General features: G+C 51.9%; 15 protein-coding genes. All 15 read left to right on the top strand.

Annotated elements, in window-relative coordinates; genetic code table 11:
• Positions 1–408 (top strand): S1 RNA-binding domain-containing protein (locus ACQKP2_RS16780; protein ID WP_427577976.1); only part of this gene is annotated, 408 nt, incomplete at its 5' end.
• Between the two features lie 210 nt (positions 409–618).
• Positions 619–897, top strand: a complete 279-nt coding sequence (locus tag ACQKP2_RS16775) for a hypothetical protein (protein WP_427577975.1) — start codon at positions 619–621, stop codon at positions 895–897.
• A 152-nt stretch (positions 898–1049) separates the two neighbouring features.
• Positions 1050–1346 (top strand): integration host factor subunit beta, encoded by a 297-nt coding sequence (gene ihfB / locus ACQKP2_RS16770; protein ID WP_427577973.1) that lies wholly within the window; start codon positions 1050–1052, stop codon positions 1344–1346.
• A 27-nt stretch (positions 1347–1373) separates the two neighbouring features.
• The gene (locus ACQKP2_RS16765; RefSeq protein ID WP_427577972.1) at positions 1374–1613 is read left to right on the top strand and encodes a lipopolysaccharide assembly protein LapA domain-containing protein; all 240 of its coding nucleotides are present in this window, start codon (positions 1374–1376) and stop codon (positions 1611–1613) included.
• A gap of 696 nt (positions 1614–2309) precedes the next feature.
• The gene (locus ACQKP2_RS16760; RefSeq protein WP_427577970.1) at positions 2310–3272 is read left to right on the top strand and encodes a UDP-glucose 4-epimerase family protein; all 963 of its coding nucleotides are present in this window, start codon (positions 2310–2312) and stop codon (positions 3270–3272) included.
• Complete coding sequence (locus ACQKP2_RS16755; protein ID WP_427577969.1) at positions 3269–4279, top strand: MraY family glycosyltransferase; 1011 nt, start codon at positions 3269–3271, stop codon at positions 4277–4279. The genes ACQKP2_RS16760 and ACQKP2_RS16755 overlap by 4 nt, the downstream gene beginning before the upstream one ends.
• A 465-nt stretch (positions 4280–4744) precedes the next feature.
• Positions 4745–5599, top strand: coding sequence for a dTDP-4-dehydrorhamnose reductase family protein (locus ACQKP2_RS16750; protein WP_427577967.1), 855 nt, complete (start codon positions 4745–4747; stop codon positions 5597–5599).
• A gap of 16 nt (positions 5600–5615) precedes the next feature.
• Complete coding sequence (locus ACQKP2_RS16745) at positions 5616–6626, top strand: polysaccharide biosynthesis protein (protein ID WP_427577965.1); 1011 nt, start codon at positions 5616–5618, stop codon at positions 6624–6626.
• Complete coding sequence (gene wecB / locus ACQKP2_RS16740) at positions 6619–7740, top strand: non-hydrolyzing UDP-N-acetylglucosamine 2-epimerase (RefSeq protein WP_427577964.1); 1122 nt, start codon at positions 6619–6621, stop codon at positions 7738–7740. The genes ACQKP2_RS16745 and wecB overlap by 8 nt, the downstream gene beginning before the upstream one ends.
• A gap of 40 nt (positions 7741–7780) precedes the next feature.
• Positions 7781–8776 (top strand): methyltransferase domain-containing protein, encoded by a 996-nt coding sequence (locus ACQKP2_RS16735; protein WP_427577963.1) that lies wholly within the window; start codon positions 7781–7783, stop codon positions 8774–8776.
• Positions 8773–9987, top strand: coding sequence for a glycosyltransferase family 4 protein (locus tag ACQKP2_RS16730; protein ID WP_427577962.1), 1215 nt, complete (start codon positions 8773–8775; stop codon positions 9985–9987). Before ACQKP2_RS16735 ends, ACQKP2_RS16730 begins: the two co-directional genes overlap by 4 nt.
• On the top strand, positions 9984–11207 hold the full coding sequence (locus ACQKP2_RS16725; RefSeq protein WP_427577960.1) for a glycosyltransferase: 1224 nt from the start codon (positions 9984–9986) through the stop codon (positions 11205–11207). The genes ACQKP2_RS16730 and ACQKP2_RS16725 overlap by 4 nt, the downstream gene beginning before the upstream one ends.
• Entirely contained in the window at positions 11204–12001 is a 798-nt protein-coding gene (locus ACQKP2_RS16720; RefSeq protein WP_427577958.1) for an ABC transporter permease, read from the top strand. The genes ACQKP2_RS16725 and ACQKP2_RS16720 overlap by 4 nt, the downstream gene beginning before the upstream one ends.
• Positions 12002–12009: 8 nt before the next feature.
• Complete coding sequence (locus ACQKP2_RS16715) at positions 12010–13392, top strand: ABC transporter ATP-binding protein (RefSeq protein WP_427577956.1); 1383 nt, start codon at positions 12010–12012, stop codon at positions 13390–13392.
• 7 nt (positions 13393–13399) lie between these two features.
• Positions 13400–14446, top strand: coding sequence for an acyltransferase (locus ACQKP2_RS16710; protein WP_427577955.1), 1047 nt, complete (start codon positions 13400–13402; stop codon positions 14444–14446).
• Positions 14447–14448 lie beyond the last annotated feature (2 nt).

Genomic DNA, 14448 nt, shown 5'->3' with positions numbered 1-14448 from the left:
CGCAACTCCCTGGGCATCAAGCAACTGGAAAGCGATCCGTTCTCCGAGTACGTTCAAGAGAACGACAAAGGCGCCATCGTTAAAGGCATCGTGAAGGAAGTTGACGCTAAAGGCGCCATCATCACTCTGGCCGACGATATCGAAGCGACTCTGAAAGCCTCCGAAATCAGCCGTGACCGCGTTGAAGACGCGCGCAACGTTCTGAAAGAAGGCGAAGAAGTAGAAGCCAAGATCATCAGCGTTGACCGTAAGAGCCGTGTAATTCAGCTCTCGATCAAGTCGAAAGACGTTGAAGACGAGAAAGAAGCTATCCAGAGCCTGCGCGACAAGCCAGTAGCTTCGGATGCTCCAGTGGCCACCACTCTGGGTGACCTGCTGCGTGCTGCACAAGCGGAAAAGCAGAACTAAGTTCTGACTTTCTGTAAAAAAGGGCGACTTCGGTCGCCCTTTTTTTTGCCTGAAATTTGATGCCGAGGTGTGATGAGGGCTTCGCATTGGGTTGAAGCAAATCATTGTCACGGACTGTCTGTTTCTTTTGCAGGATCAACCGTTTATTTGCAGCTAGTCTTATGCGCAAGCGGGTGATGCCTGGGCTTGATGCCTGGCATAAGGATGTCAATGAACAAGCTCATTGTCGCAATAGCGTTGCTGACACTGGTGGGATGTACCACTAATGCCAAGACCCATGCGGTGCGTGGAGTCAGTGGTATTGAGGTTGATTGCTCGGGATTGGGATCTGGATGGGATAAATGTCACAAACGGGCAGCGAGGGAGTGCAAGGGGGCGGGCTACAAGGTTGTCGTGAGGTCTGATGACGTCAAGGAAGAGGATTTTTTTCCTTTTGGGTTTAATCCGGCGGGCTATCTGACGCGTACCATGCTGGTTATTTGCAGGTAAGAACTTTAGTTGCCGCGACATGTTTTATGGCTCCGGTGCCGGGCCTTGCGCGGTGCGCAGGTGAGGGGTAAAACTCGGGCTGTTCAAATTCGTCGGGGCGTGCTAAAACCTTTGAAGCGCTTTCCTAGCTGCTTGAAAAAGAAGGGAAAAATATGACGAAGTCGGAGTTGATCGAACGAATTGTCACCCATCAAGGTCTGCTCTCATCAAAGGATGTCGAGCTGGCCATCAAGACGATGCTTGAGCAAATGTCACAGTGCCTGGCTACGGGGGATCGTATCGAAATCCGTGGTTTTGGAAGCTTCTCCTTGCACTATCGTGCGCCGAGGGTTGGGCGTAATCCGAAAACCGGTCAGTCGGTTAGTCTCGACGGTAAATTTGTTCCACATTTTAAGCCGGGTAAGGAGTTACGCGATCGTGTGAACGAGGAAGAGGAGGAGGGAAGGTGATGCTCGACGCTGCTCAAGGAGCTGTTTATGCGTAACTTTAAGCGCGTAGTGTTTGCCGTATTTGGTCTGTTACTGGTTTTGGCTGTCGTGACGTTCGTTCTCGAGAATCAGCAATCGGTTTCATTGCTTTTCTTCGGCTGGGCAGGCCCGCAGCTTCCTGTGTCGGTGATTTTGGTGAGCGCACTGTTGATTGGCATGCTGATTGGTCCTGTTGCTGGCTGGTTTTTGTCGCGTTCGTCCAGGGCTGCAGGCAAGCGATTGACTTGATCTTTATATAGGCAGTTCAGCTGCATTACCGGCAATCGCAACTTGTTTGTATTCGCAGTAGGATCGTCGTTAGACATGTCATATGCAGCGCTCGCTCAGTGATGACTACTCCAAACTTTGATTTGTTTTAATTTCAGTAAGCTCCTTGGATTTGGCTTTATTGTCCAAATTTTAGGTAGTGTGATGTGAAGGTGCCGGCAGTGGCTCTGATGCATGCTTACTTGCGGGAGCTTCAGTAGTCGGTGTTGTAGGATTCACGTATCTCTTGCACATTCTGTCTGTTTTGGAATGGTTAAGAGTCGGTTTTCAGAAGCTGCAATTTTATCTGTCCTCGCAATTTTTTATCTCTGTTCGAGGTGCTAAATCGCTTTCTTAATGATTCTATTTGTGGGGAGTAGGGAGAGGGTTCTCTTTTGAGTTTTAGTTGTGGTGAATTTTTTCTGTGGTGGAAGTGGTTGAACGCTTTAAGTTTTTTATTTTGAGGGCTTTGTTCGGGCGCCGTATGAAGATGTTGTTCGAAGTGTGTGGGGCTTTATAGCGATTAAGTTGGTAGTAAGTCAAAGAGTATGCTGCCCATAGTAATGGCTTTGATTTTTATCGGTTCTTCAGTTCTTCTAATTTTCTCCATGTTTTATATGTTTTTTGCGGCGTTTTAAAGTGGTGGAATATAAGGGGAGCTATGATGGAAAAAATTGGATGAGCGAATCACGGGTTCTTGTTACCGGAGCTAGCGGGTTTGTCGGAAGTGCTCTTGTGGCGAAACTTTTGGCGGACGATAGATTTATTCCCGTAAGTGCTATTAGGGGCCTTTCGCGTGGCGTTTTACCTGTTGGGCACATTTCTTACGACTTGGAAAGCGGGATTTCTGTCGAAGCATTGCAAGGTATTGATACGATTGTACACGCGGCAGCCCGGGTTCATGTCATGGAGGGCTCGGGATCCGATGACCTTGAAGCGTTTCGCAGGGCAAATGTCGAGGGTACCCTAAGGCTGGCGCGAAGTGCGGTGCAGGCGGGCGTGAGACGCTTTATTTTTATCAGCTCAATAAAAGTCAATGGTGAGCATACATCGCCAGGTAAACCGTTTACGTCGTCTGATTTACCGGCTCCTGTTGATGCGTATGGTGTCTCGAAGTCCGAGGCGGAGCAGGCGTTGCGCGCGTTAGCTTTGTGTACAGGGTTGGAGGTTGTAATTATTCGACCTCCTTTGGTGTATGGGCCTGGAGTCAAGGCCAACTTTGAAAGAATGCTTGGTTGGGTTTATTCCGGTGTTCCGCTACCGTTCGGATCCATCTCCAATAAACGTAGTCTTGTTGCGCTGGATAACTTGCTGGATCTCATAGTTCTTTGTATTCAGCATTCAGCAGCGCCCGGAAATACATTTCTTGTCAGTGATGGTGAGGACTTGTCTACGACACAGTTGCTGCGGTGTGTTGCTCAGTCTTTGGGGGTGCGGTCGACTATCCTTCCGGTTCCCCAGCGAATACTTTCGATGTGTTTTATATTAATGGGTAAGCGTGCACTTGCTACCCGTCTGTGTGGATCGCTCCAGGTTGACATCAGTGACACTCGTGAGCAGCTTGGGTGGACGCCGCCGGTCAAAGTACAGCAAGCACTTGATGCGGTGGCTAGACATTATCAGGGAACGAAGAAGAGATGATCTTGTTGCTGCTAATCGGGGTTTTCCTGGTGTCGTTATTATTAACGTTCATTCTGCGATCCTATGCTCTTCGTAATCAGCTGCTGGATGTGCCCAATGCCCGTAGTTCTCACTCCGTTCCCACTCCGCGAGGTGGTGGCGTGGCAATTGTCGTGTCTTTTTTGGTCGCATTATCGGTTTGTGCAGTGTTTGGAGTGCTGCCTCCAGGGCAATTTGCGGGTTTGCTTGGGGCGGGGCTAGTCGTCGCCTTGATAGGTTTTGCCGATGATCATGGCCACATTGCTGCAAGGTGGCGACTGCTTGGGCACTTTGTAGCGGCAATCTGGGTGCTTGTCTGCTTCGGAGGCATCGCGCCGGTGACATTCGTTGGATTCACTCTCGACCTTGGGTGGTTTGGGTTGATTCTGGCTGCCGTATACCTGGTCTGGGTGTTAAATCTTTATAACTTTATGGATGGAATTGACGGTATTGCGGGTGCAGTGGCCATTTGTGTCGCTGTGGCGGGGGCGATCCTGTATTGGTGGTGTGGCTTCATGCAGGAGATGTGGGTGCCTCTATTGCTCGCCAGTGCATGTGCTGGTTTTCTGGTTTGGAACTTCCCGCCGGCAAAAATTTTCATGGGGGACGCAGGTAGCGGATTTCTCGGAATCATATTGGGGAGCATGGCGCTACAGGCTGGGTGGATACAGCCTCAATTGCTGTGGAGCTGGCTAATACTATTGGGCGTTTTTATCGTCGATGCTACTTACACCATGATGCATCGATTAATTCGGGGAGAAAGAGTCTACGAGGCTCACCGCAGTCATGCCTACCAATACGCGTCCCGCCAGTACTTGAGTCACAAGAAGGTAACGCTGGCGGTCATTTTGATTAATGTGTTTTGGTTGACGCCGCTGGCGCTGTGGGTGGGCAAAGGCGGGCTTGATGGTCTTGCGGGATTATTGCTTGCGTATTTGCCGCTTGTTGTGCTTGCGATTAAATACAATGCAGGCAAGGCGGAAATTTGACAGGAGATGAGCAGGCCCGTTTCCTTCTCCAGGAATCGTGTGGATAACGATTGAACAGATGTCGGCCACCTGAGTCTGAGGAGGCAGGCGGTCGGTCTGCTCTCAATAGGGCAAGATTGTATGGTAAGCTTCGTAAGTTTTTATAGGATGGTGGCACAAGGCTAGTAGCGGGCTGGCTTTCATCGAGGCCGTCCATGCGGGTTGATGCGCATCTCTTGAGCTGCACGGATGAATTGCAGGTTTCTGGCAGGGCTCTGTTGTGCGGGATTGGCCAGCTTTCTGGTTTTTTTGAGGTGTTTCCTGGCTGATTTTGCTTACCAGACTCTTCCTGCGGGCGTCTGCTTCGTATTGAGTTGATAATCGCGATACGCCCTCCTTTGGAAGCAGCGCATCAAGACATCCAACTGATGAGTCGGAACCAGGTTACGAATACCGTTTCTGGCCTGGGAAGTGAGGAGTGAAGTAATGAAAGTTTTGGTGTTGGGTGTTTCCGGAATGCTGGGTAATGCTGCCTACCGAGTCTTGTCCGCTAACCCCGAGTTGAGGGTTTTCGGTACAGCTCGAAGTGAAGGTGCCCGCAAGTTTTTTTCACCGGCGTTGGCCGAGAACATCGTACTGGGCGTAGACGTCGAAAGTCAGGACTCTCTTATCAAGGCTTTCGGTACGGTCCGTCCCGATGTCGTGATCAACTGCGTAGGTTTGGTCAAGCAACTGTCCGATGCCAATGATCCGTTGATGGCGGTGCCGATCAATACGCTGCTTCCGCATCGTCTGGCAGCATTGTGTAAGGCCGGTGGTGCCCGACTGGTGCACATCAGTACCGACTGCGTCTTTTCCGGGAAGAAGGGTGGTTATCTCGAATCCGATTTCCCGGATGCCTATGACCTCTATGGTCGCTCCAAGTTGTTGGGTGAAGTGGATTACCCACACGCGATTACTTTGCGCACATCGATCATCGGTCGCGAATTGTCCGGTGCACGCAGCCTTGTCGGCTGGTTCCTTGCGCAACAAGGCAAAGTAGACGGTTTTACCGGTGCAGTGTTTTCCGGTCTGCCGACCATGGAGCTGGCACGAGTGATCAACGAGTTCGTCCTGCCACGACCGCACTTGCACGGCTTGTACCATGTGGCCGCCAAACCGATTAATAAGTACGACTTGCTAAAGCTTGTAGCGAGCACTTATGGGAAAGACACGGAGATTGTCCCTTCCGATAGGCTGACAATTGATCGTTCGTTGAATGCAGACCGTTTCACGGAGGCGACAGGCTATGTCGCCCCGGAATGGCCTGTATTGATCAAAAACATGCATGACTTCAATTAAGCGCAAGGTTTAGATAATGTTTGATAATAAAATACTGATGATTACCGGTGGTACTGGCTCATTCGGTAATGCTGTTCTTAATCGTTTTTTGAAAACCGATGTAAAAGAAATTCGTATTTTCAGTCGTGACGAGAAGAAGCAAGAGGATATGCGGATTGCGCTGAACAATCCGAAGCTCAAGTTCTACATTGGCGACGTTCGCGACTACGCAAGCATTCGCGACGCGATGAAAGGCGTTGACTACGTTTTCCACGCCGCAGCATTGAAACAAGTTCCATCGTGCGAGTTCTACCCGATGGAAGCTGTGCGCACCAACGTACTAGGTGCCGATAATGTCATGCAGGCAGCGATCGAGAACAAGGTCGATCGCGTTATCGTGCTCAGCACTGACAAGGCGGTCTACCCGATCAACGCCATGGGCATTTCCAAGGCTATGATGGAAAAACTCATGGTCGCCAAGGCGCGCATGCAGTCGGAAGGTGAGACCGTTTTCTGCGCTACCCGTTACGGCAACGTCATGGCTTCCCGTGGCTCCGTTATCCCACTGTTCATCGACCAACTGCGTGAAGGCAAGTCGATCACCATTACCGACCCGACGATGACGCGTTTCCTGATGTCCCTGGAAGATTCCGTCGATCTGGTGCTGCACGCATTCGAGCATGGCCGTCAGGGCGATATATTCGTTCAGAAAGCGCCTGCATCCACCATCGAAGTGCTTGCCCAGGCACTAAAAGAATTGTTCCAGAAAGACAATGAGATCCGCATCATCGGTACTCGTCACGGTGAAAAACTGTTCGAGTCGCTGGTTGCACGTGAAGAGTTGGCGAAAGCTGAAGACATGGGTCAGTACTACCGCGTGCCTGCTGACAATCGTGACCTGAACTACGCAAAATTCGTGGTGGAAGGCGAGACCGAGATCTCTGCTTTCGAAGATTACACTTCCCACAATACCGAACGCCTGGATGTCGAAGGCGTGAAGAAGTTGCTCTTGAAGCTGTCCTACATTCAGGAGCAACTGAATGCTTAAGGTAATGACGATTGTCGGGACCCGTCCTGAACTGATCAAGATGTCCCGCGTGATCGCCGAATTTGACGCGCACACAAAGCATATCCTCGTGCACACCGGGCAAAACTTCGACTACGAGTTGAACGAAGTGTTCTTTGAGGAAATGGGTATCCGTAAGCCGGATCACTTCCTCGGAGCAGTCGGCAGCAACGCCGCGCAAACCATTGCGCGCGTCATCGAGAAAGCCGATGAAGTACTCGAGGCCGAGAAGCCGGATGCCTTGATGCTCTACGGCGATACCAACTCTTGCCTGGCCGTCATCGCTGCCAAGCGCAGAAAAATTCCGGTCTTCCATATGGAAGCCGGTAACCGCTGCTTCGACCAGCGTGTCCCGGAAGAGCTGAACCGCAAAGTTCTCGACCATTTGAGCGACATCAATCTGGTGTTGACCGAGCATGCTCGTCGCTATCTGCTCGACGAAGGCATTCCGCCGGATCGCATCATCAAGTCCGGCTCCCACATGGAGGAAGTGCTTGAGCACTTCATGCCAAAGATCGAGGCATCGCCGATCCTCGACGAGCTGGGTTTGAAGTCGAAGCAATTCTTCGTCGTGAGCACTCACCGGGAAGAAAACGTCGACACGCCGGCCAACTTGCAGGATTTGCTGGACACCTTGCAGGCGCTGGTTAAAACCTACGATATGCCGGTCATCGTTTCCACCCATCCGCGCACGCGTCAGCGTTTGGAAGCCTTGGGCCTCGACGGCTTGGATTCGCGAATCCGGTTCCTCAAGCCGTTCGGTTTCTTTGCCTACATCAAGCTGCAGAAGGAAGCGTTCTGCATCCTGTCCGACAGCGGCACCATCACCGAAGAAGCTTCGCTGCTTGGTTTGACCGCAGTGACCATCCGCAACGCTCATGAGCGTCCGGAAGGCATGGATCAGGGCACGCTGATCATGAGCGGCCTGAAGTCGGAGCGGGTTCTCGATGCCGTGCGTATCGTGACCAGCCAGGATCAGGCAGGTGCCGTGCGTCGCGTGGTTCCAGACTACGAAGGTGGCTTGGTATCGCAGAAGGTGCTGCGGATTGTTTTGAGTTATGTAGATTTTATCAATCGGACTGTCTGGTCGAAGTAATCCGAATTTAGTGCAAGCACAAGAATTAGCGAGATATGAAATGAGCACGAATACTCAGACGTTAGACGCAATTTATAATGAAGGTGAACGTCTGGTGCCGGGTGAGACTCACGGCCGGGATGAAGTGGTCCGCCATAAAAGCAGTTATCAACTTTTTCGTGCCGTCATCGAAGCCGACATCCTGCGTGATCCATCGATGCTGGTGTCCGGTATCAGGATTCTTGATATTGGCTGTGGCACTGGCCACGGTACTTTCATGCTTGGCGAAATCCTGGGCGCCAAGATTGTAGGTATCGATCCAAGCATCGAGTCGGTTCAGTACGCGAAAGACAATTACGGTTCGAAAAACATCGAGTACGTGAATGGTGATGCCGAGTCGTTCGTTCGTGACGCGCATACTTTCGACTACGTTGTCTCACGCCATGCGCTGGAGCACGTAATCGATGGTTTGAATTTTGCGCTGAAGGTGGATTGTCGCAAACGTCTGATGGTCAACGTTCCCTTCAACGAAGCGGATGGCAATCCTCATCACCTTGTTCACTGGATCAAGGAAGAGCATTTCGAGGCCTACCCGAATAAAGAGTTTTTCTATGAGGGGCTGGACGGCGTCACCGAGCTTACGCGCAATGATGAAACGCCACCCAATTCGATTCTGTGCATTTCCAGCGCTACGGAGCTGAAGCCGGTGCGCGAACTTTTCGAGTTCCCGATTGCCGAGTGGAAGCCGGAGTTCTTGCAGAACCTGGGTATCGAAGCGCTTGAGTCCGATCTGGAGCAGCGTGAACTGCAAGTCGAGCAACGTCAGCAGTACTTCATCGAAAAAGAAGCTCAACTTGACGCGCATCACGCCAATCTGCGTGATCTGGAAAACGATGTTCGTCGTCGTGAGGCGTGGGTTGCTGAGAAAGAAGGTCAACTGGCCAATCATGAAGCGAACTTGAATGGCATTCAGGCTGATCTCGTTCGTCGTGAACAGATCATTGCCAAGAGCCTCATCGCACGTCTTGCGCTGAAAATAGGTTCTTCCCGGAAATGAAGGTTCTTCAGGTCAATGGCTACGAGTCCCCTGGTCGTCGATTTAATGGTCTTTCCATTACACCGCTTCTAAAAAAATACGATATCGAGTCTCGGCATCTTATTTGGGAAAAGGACACTCAAAACCCGGACGTGCTGACGTTCGAGGGGGAAAATACAAGGAAAATCAACCGGATCCTCAATCGGGTTGAGCGCTTGACCTCGATGCAATCGGTGCTTTACACGAATGCCCGGCGAATGATGAAAATGCCTGCCTTTGAGGAGGCTGATGTGCTGCACCTGCACATTATCCACTCGGGCTACATGAGCCTTGGCGACTTGCCCGAGATCACTCGGCGCAAGCCTACGGTGTGGACACTGCATGACCCGTGGGCGATGACGGGCCATTGCGTTTATCCATTCGAGTGCAAACGCTGGATGACCGGTTGCGGCAAGTGCCCCGACCTGGATATTCATTTCCCGTTGTTGATGGACACGACTCGCTTGCTGTTCAAGTACAAGAAGCGTGCGTACAACAAATCGAAGTTCGATGTCATCGTAGCCTCCAAGTGGATGCGCGATATGGTCGAGGCTTCCCCTCTTTTCGAGGATGTTGATATCCATCAGGTGCCTTTTGGTCTGGACCTGGACTTTTTCAATCCGAATGCTTCACCGGATGCACGCAAACGATTCGGCATTCCCGATGATGCTTTGGTCATTTGCTTCCGGGCGGTCGATAACCAGTTCAAAGGTTTGCCTTACATCATTCAGGCACTTGAGCGCATTAGCGCCAAGCAGCCGATTTGTCTGTTGACGCTCAATAGCAAAGGGTTGATGGAGCAATTCAAGGATCGATTCCAGCTCGTTGAATTGGGCTGGACCAATGATGAGGAACTGGCCCGTGATGCGTTCGTTGCATCCGACATCTTTCTCATGCCATCGATTGTGGAAGCCTTTGGTGTAATGGCTATTGAAGCGTTCGCCTGTGGCAAACCGGTGATCGTTTTCGAAGGCACATCGCTGCCGGAAGTGACGTTTGCTCCGGAAGTTGGGGTGTCAGTGCCGATGCACGATGGCGAAGGGCTTTATCGTGCTCTGCAGCATCTGATCGACAATCCGGCGGAGCGTGAAGAACGCGGTCGCAAAGGACGAGAGATTGCCGAAAAACATTATGGCGACGACTTGTACGCACAGCGGCTGGCGGAGATCTATAAAACGGTTGCTGCTAAATGAAAGTACTGCTTTTAACTGATATTCCCCCGTGCCGTAACTTTACCGCAGGTCTGGTGCTGGATCGGTTGGTTGGCTTTTTGCCCAAGGATCAGGTTGCCATCTGTGCAGTGGTCAATCCAGCGTTGAATCCGGAGATTCCTGCAGAGCTTGACGAAGTCCCCAAGCTTCTTCTACGCAAACCGCGGGAAGCTGCGGTACGTGTATTGCCCCGCAAGGCCGGGATTCTCTCGGCTTTCCCGTTCGAGCTGGTTCAGGCCAACCGTGTTCAACGCGAATTGCTTCCGCAAATCATCGAATTTGCCAAAGCGCAGCAAGTTGATGCGGTATGGGTCGTTCTGCAAGGTCAGACCATGGTGCGTTTGGCTCGCCAAGTGACCAAGGCACTCAATGTGCCGCTCCTGACTCAGGTCTGGGATCCGTTCGGCTGGTGGCTGCAGGCGAATCTCATCGACGGTTTTACTCGTCGTCGCTTGCTCAAGGAGTTTGACCAGGTCATCAAAGGCAGCGCGTCCTGTGCCACAGCATCGTGGGCGATGTCCGAGAATTACACGAACAAATACCGTGTCGTGAATGCTCCGGTAATCGCCGGGTTGCCTCGTGAACTGGCCCTGCAGCCTGCCACGAAAGTGCATGATCGCGATGAATTCATCATTGCCATGGCCGGCCAGTTTTACGCGCAAACGGAATGGGAATGCCTGCAACACGCATTGAATGCCTGTAACTGGACAGTTGCAGGCAAGCGTATTCGTGTGCGGGTGATGGGCGGGGCGTTCAAGGTGTTCACCCAGAGTCCTTCGAACTTCGAGTATCTGGGGTGGCAAAGTCAGGACGAGACGATTCGGCTGCTTGCCGATTCTGATCTTCTCTACATGCCTTACTGGTTCTCCGGTGAGTACCATGAAGAGTCTAGCAACAGTTTTCCATCGAAGCTGGTTACCTATTTCGCTTCAGGCCGTCCGGTGTTTTGTCATGCGCCGAGTTACGCTTCTCCGGCGAAGTACATCAAGGCCAATGATGCCGGCTTCCTGTGTGAGTCGCTGGATACCTCCGTCATCATCAGTCAGTTGGAAAGGGCTGTGCGGGACAGCGAGGCTTATGCTCGTTTTGCCGCCAATGGCTATTCATGCTTCATGAAGGATTTCACGCTGGAACGCATGAAAGAGTCATTTCTTGCGTTTTTGGGAAATCACACCAAAGCATCAATAGGGCTTTCTAATTGAGTCAGAATATCTTTACTGCTCATTTCCGACATTTCGATCTCATCAAGCAACTCATCAAGCGCGATGTGGACATGCGATTCAAGGGCGCCCTGCTGGGTGTCCTTTGGCCGCTGATCACGCCGCTGCTGACGTTGGCGATGTACGCGGTGGTGTTTGGATATTTCCTGCCTTCTCGCTGGCCTGGCGTTGAGGGCATTACCGGTTTCGCGTTGATGCTGTTTCCCGGCCTGATCGTCTTTACGTTCTTTGCCGAATGCGTGAACCGTGCGCCCAACCTGATCACTTCGAATCCCAACTTCGTCAAAAAAGTGGTGTTCCCGGTCGAATTGCTGGTCTGGGTTCCTATCGGTTCGGCGGTTTTTCAGTTGTGCCTCAGTATCGTTGCATGGGCGGCCATTGCTCTGTTCGTCAACGGCAGCCTTCAGTGGACCATCGTATTTCTGCCCATCGTCATTGCGCCACTGGTGCTTTGCCTGTTGGGCATTACGTGGTTCTTGAGTGCGCTTGGGGTGTTCCTGAGAGATATCGCGCAACTGACGATCGTGATCACCCAGGCATTGATGTTCTTCTCGCCGGTTCTGTATCCGCTCGACAAGCTGCCGCAATGGGCCAGCCATTTGATCATGCTCAATCCGCTGTCGGTCATTGTTGAACAGGCGCGGTTGGTGATGATTAACGGCGCGATTCCCGATTTCCTGGGCTTGTTGATCTACACCTGTGTCAGTCTGGTCGTTTGCTGGCTCGGCCTGCGTTTCTTCAGATCTGTCAGACACGGCTTTGCGGACGTTTTATGAGTATGGACATGACTACAGAAGTAAAGCCGCAGCCCGTCATCGAGGTGGTTGGCCTGGAAAAGGCGTACCACATCTACGATGCGCCACATGATCGTCTGAAGCAGATCTTTCTGGGCTGGAAGCGCAACTACTATAGAGACTTCCTGGCGCTGAAGGATGTCAATTTCGAAGTGCTCAAAGGGCAGTCGGTGGGTGTTATCGGTCGAAATGGTGCCGGTAAAAGTACCCTTCTGCAGCTGTTGACCGGCACCCTGACGCCCACTAGGGGCTCGGTGAAAATCAACGGTAAAGTCGCCGCAGTCCTTGAGCTGGGTTCGGGTTTCAACCCTGAATTCAGTGGGCGCGAGAACATCTATCTGTATGCGAGCCTGTTCGAGCTGAAGAAGTCGTGCATCGAAGAGCGCTTTCAGAAAATTGTCGATTTTTCCGAGCTTGGCGACTTTATCGACCAGCCGGTAAAGGCTTATTCCAGCGGCATGCAGGCGCGCCTGGCGTTCTCGGTCATTGCCCATGTCGATGCAGATATTCTGATCATCGATGAAGCGTTGTCTGTAGGGGACGCTTTCTTCGCACAGAAGTGCATGCGTTTCCTGCGCCAGTTCCAGGAGCGTGGCACGATTCTTTTCGTCAGCCATGACCTGGCCGCCGTTACCGCTTTCTGCGATCAGGCCATTTGGCTGGAAGGTGGGGTCGTTCGCGATGCCGGCACTGCGAAAGATGTCTGCGAAAAATACTTTGCCCAGCTTTACATGCAGCATACCGGCGCCGAGGGTGCGGCCGCCGTTGCAGAAGTTGCAGTAGAAGACGAAGAGTTTGAAGAGGTCCTCGAGGAAGAACCGGAAGGCGAGATCATCGAGCAGCGCATCGTCACGCAAGATGACGAGACGATTTTCAAAGGCGCACAGGAAATCGAAAGTTTCGGCTTCAATCCGCAGTCATCGACGTTTGGAACAGGTGGCGCAGAAATTCTCAATGTCAGCTTTACCAATGCAAAAGGTCGTCAGTTGACAGTTTGCGAAGGGGGGGCGGACGTTGTTGTGAAAGTGACGGCCAAGGCCGTTCATGACGTCGACCTGCCTATTATCGGTTTCATTATCAAGGATAGGCTGGGCCAGCCGTTGATCGGTGGTAACACCTATCACTCCTACAAGGAGTCGCCTGTCAGAGTCAGGGCCGGTAAACGGGTCGATGCTGCGTTTCATTTCAAGTTGCCAATACTGGCGGTGGGTGATTATTCGATCGTTGCAGCAATTGCCAATGGCACGTTGCATGAACATGTGCAGCTGCACTGGATGCATGACGCGGTCCTGTTCAAAGTAGTTGCTACCAGCATCGACGGCGTGATCGTCGGGGCGCCGTTGGACAAAATCATTCTTACCTCCAAGGATTGAGCCACCCATGACTCAACAACAAGATCCAGGACGTTTAGCCTGGGCGGACGCATGTCGACTGATCGCAATGTTCGGCGTGTTGATCATTCATATTTCGGCACCGATTTTCTATGACTTCAGAAATATCGAACTGAACAGTTTTCTGGTTGCTAACGCACTTGATTCTATTGCGCGGGTAGCTGTTCCGCTGTTTGCGATGCTTTCCGGTGCCCTGTTGCTGGGCCGAGACATGTCCAAAGGACTTGGGGGGATTGTTTCCAGGGTTCTAAAGGTTGCTATTCCATTAGCCTTCTGGAGCGTGCTGCACGTTTTCTGGCTCAACTACTGGACCGGAAAGCCGCTGGATATACTGAATGCGCTTGCTCAAGCCCTGCGCGGACCAGTGATGTATCACCTGTGGTTTGTCTACATGACCATCGGCGTGTACATCCTCCTGCCGATCCTGCAACCGATATCGGTGGCGCTGCTAAGCAGCAAGCGACTGGCCGCTTACTTCTTCGGTGTTTGGTTCGTGATCAACTCAGTGACTGTCTATTTCCCAGTCAGTATCTTGCCGCACCTGACGTTGACGAGTTTCCTGAGCTGGCCTGGTTATTTCCTGCTGGGGTTCTATATCGTTCGCTCGGATATTGTGAACAAGATCCCCGCCTGGTGCAGTGCTCTGGTCTTCTGCCTCGCAAGCCTGGCGACATTCCTGCTCAGTTGGCGCATCAACTCGCTGTCGCCGGCACCAGACGAAACCGCCTTTCTGTACTTCAGTCCTAATGTGCTGATCGCATCGTGTGCAGCGTTCCATCTGATCAGAAAAATTCGCGTGGCTCCCTTGCTGATTCGTCCGGTTGCGTTTTTGTCCAGCATCGTTTTCCCGGTCTACTTCATGCACTTGCTGGTTATTGATCTGATCAAGGCCGGCATGTTCGGATTTACGTTGAATCTTGCATCGATGTCGACGTTCTCAGCGATTTTCAGTCTGTCGTTGTCCACGTTTGCGGTTTGTCTGATTCTGGCTGCACTGACTCGTGTTATACCGTACTCGGCAAAACTGGTTGGTTAACT

The organism is Pseudomonas sp. NPDC089569 (assembly GCF_050280625.1).
Lineage (GTDB): Bacteria > Pseudomonadota > Gammaproteobacteria > Pseudomonadales > Pseudomonadaceae > Aquipseudomonas.
Note: the sequence above shows the minus strand (reverse complement) of the source record. Positions and strands in the feature narration are given on the sequence as shown.

What these genes read in the sequence shown, in the direction of transcription:
- ACQKP2_RS16775 (WP_427577975.1), top strand. Translation starts at nt 619, where the DNA reads ATGAACAAGCTCATTGTCGCAATAGCGTTGCTGACACTGGTGGGATGT.
- ihfB (WP_427577973.1), top strand. Translation starts at nt 1,050, where the DNA reads ATGACGAAGTCGGAGTTGATCGAACGAATTGTCACCCATCAAGGTCTG.
- ACQKP2_RS16765 (WP_427577972.1), top strand. Translation starts at nt 1,374, where the DNA reads ATGCGTAACTTTAAGCGCGTAGTGTTTGCCGTATTTGGTCTGTTACTG.
- ACQKP2_RS16760 (WP_427577970.1), top strand. Translation starts at nt 2,310, where the DNA reads ATGAGCGAATCACGGGTTCTTGTTACCGGAGCTAGCGGGTTTGTCGGA.
- ACQKP2_RS16755 (WP_427577969.1), top strand. Translation starts at nt 3,269, where the DNA reads ATGATCTTGTTGCTGCTAATCGGGGTTTTCCTGGTGTCGTTATTATTA.
- ACQKP2_RS16750 (WP_427577967.1), top strand. Translation starts at nt 4,745, where the DNA reads ATGAAAGTTTTGGTGTTGGGTGTTTCCGGAATGCTGGGTAATGCTGCC.
- ACQKP2_RS16745 (WP_427577965.1), top strand. Translation starts at nt 5,616, where the DNA reads ATGTTTGATAATAAAATACTGATGATTACCGGTGGTACTGGCTCATTC.
- wecB (WP_427577964.1), top strand. Translation starts at nt 6,619, where the DNA reads ATGCTTAAGGTAATGACGATTGTCGGGACCCGTCCTGAACTGATCAAG.
- ACQKP2_RS16735 (WP_427577963.1), top strand. Translation starts at nt 7,781, where the DNA reads ATGAGCACGAATACTCAGACGTTAGACGCAATTTATAATGAAGGTGAA.
- ACQKP2_RS16730 (WP_427577962.1), top strand. Translation starts at nt 8,773, where the DNA reads ATGAAGGTTCTTCAGGTCAATGGCTACGAGTCCCCTGGTCGTCGATTT.
- ACQKP2_RS16725 (WP_427577960.1), top strand. Translation starts at nt 9,984, where the DNA reads ATGAAAGTACTGCTTTTAACTGATATTCCCCCGTGCCGTAACTTTACC.
- ACQKP2_RS16715 (WP_427577956.1), top strand. Translation starts at nt 12,010, where the DNA reads ATGACTACAGAAGTAAAGCCGCAGCCCGTCATCGAGGTGGTTGGCCTG.
- ACQKP2_RS16710 (WP_427577955.1), top strand. Translation starts at nt 13,400, where the DNA reads ATGACTCAACAACAAGATCCAGGACGTTTAGCCTGGGCGGACGCATGT.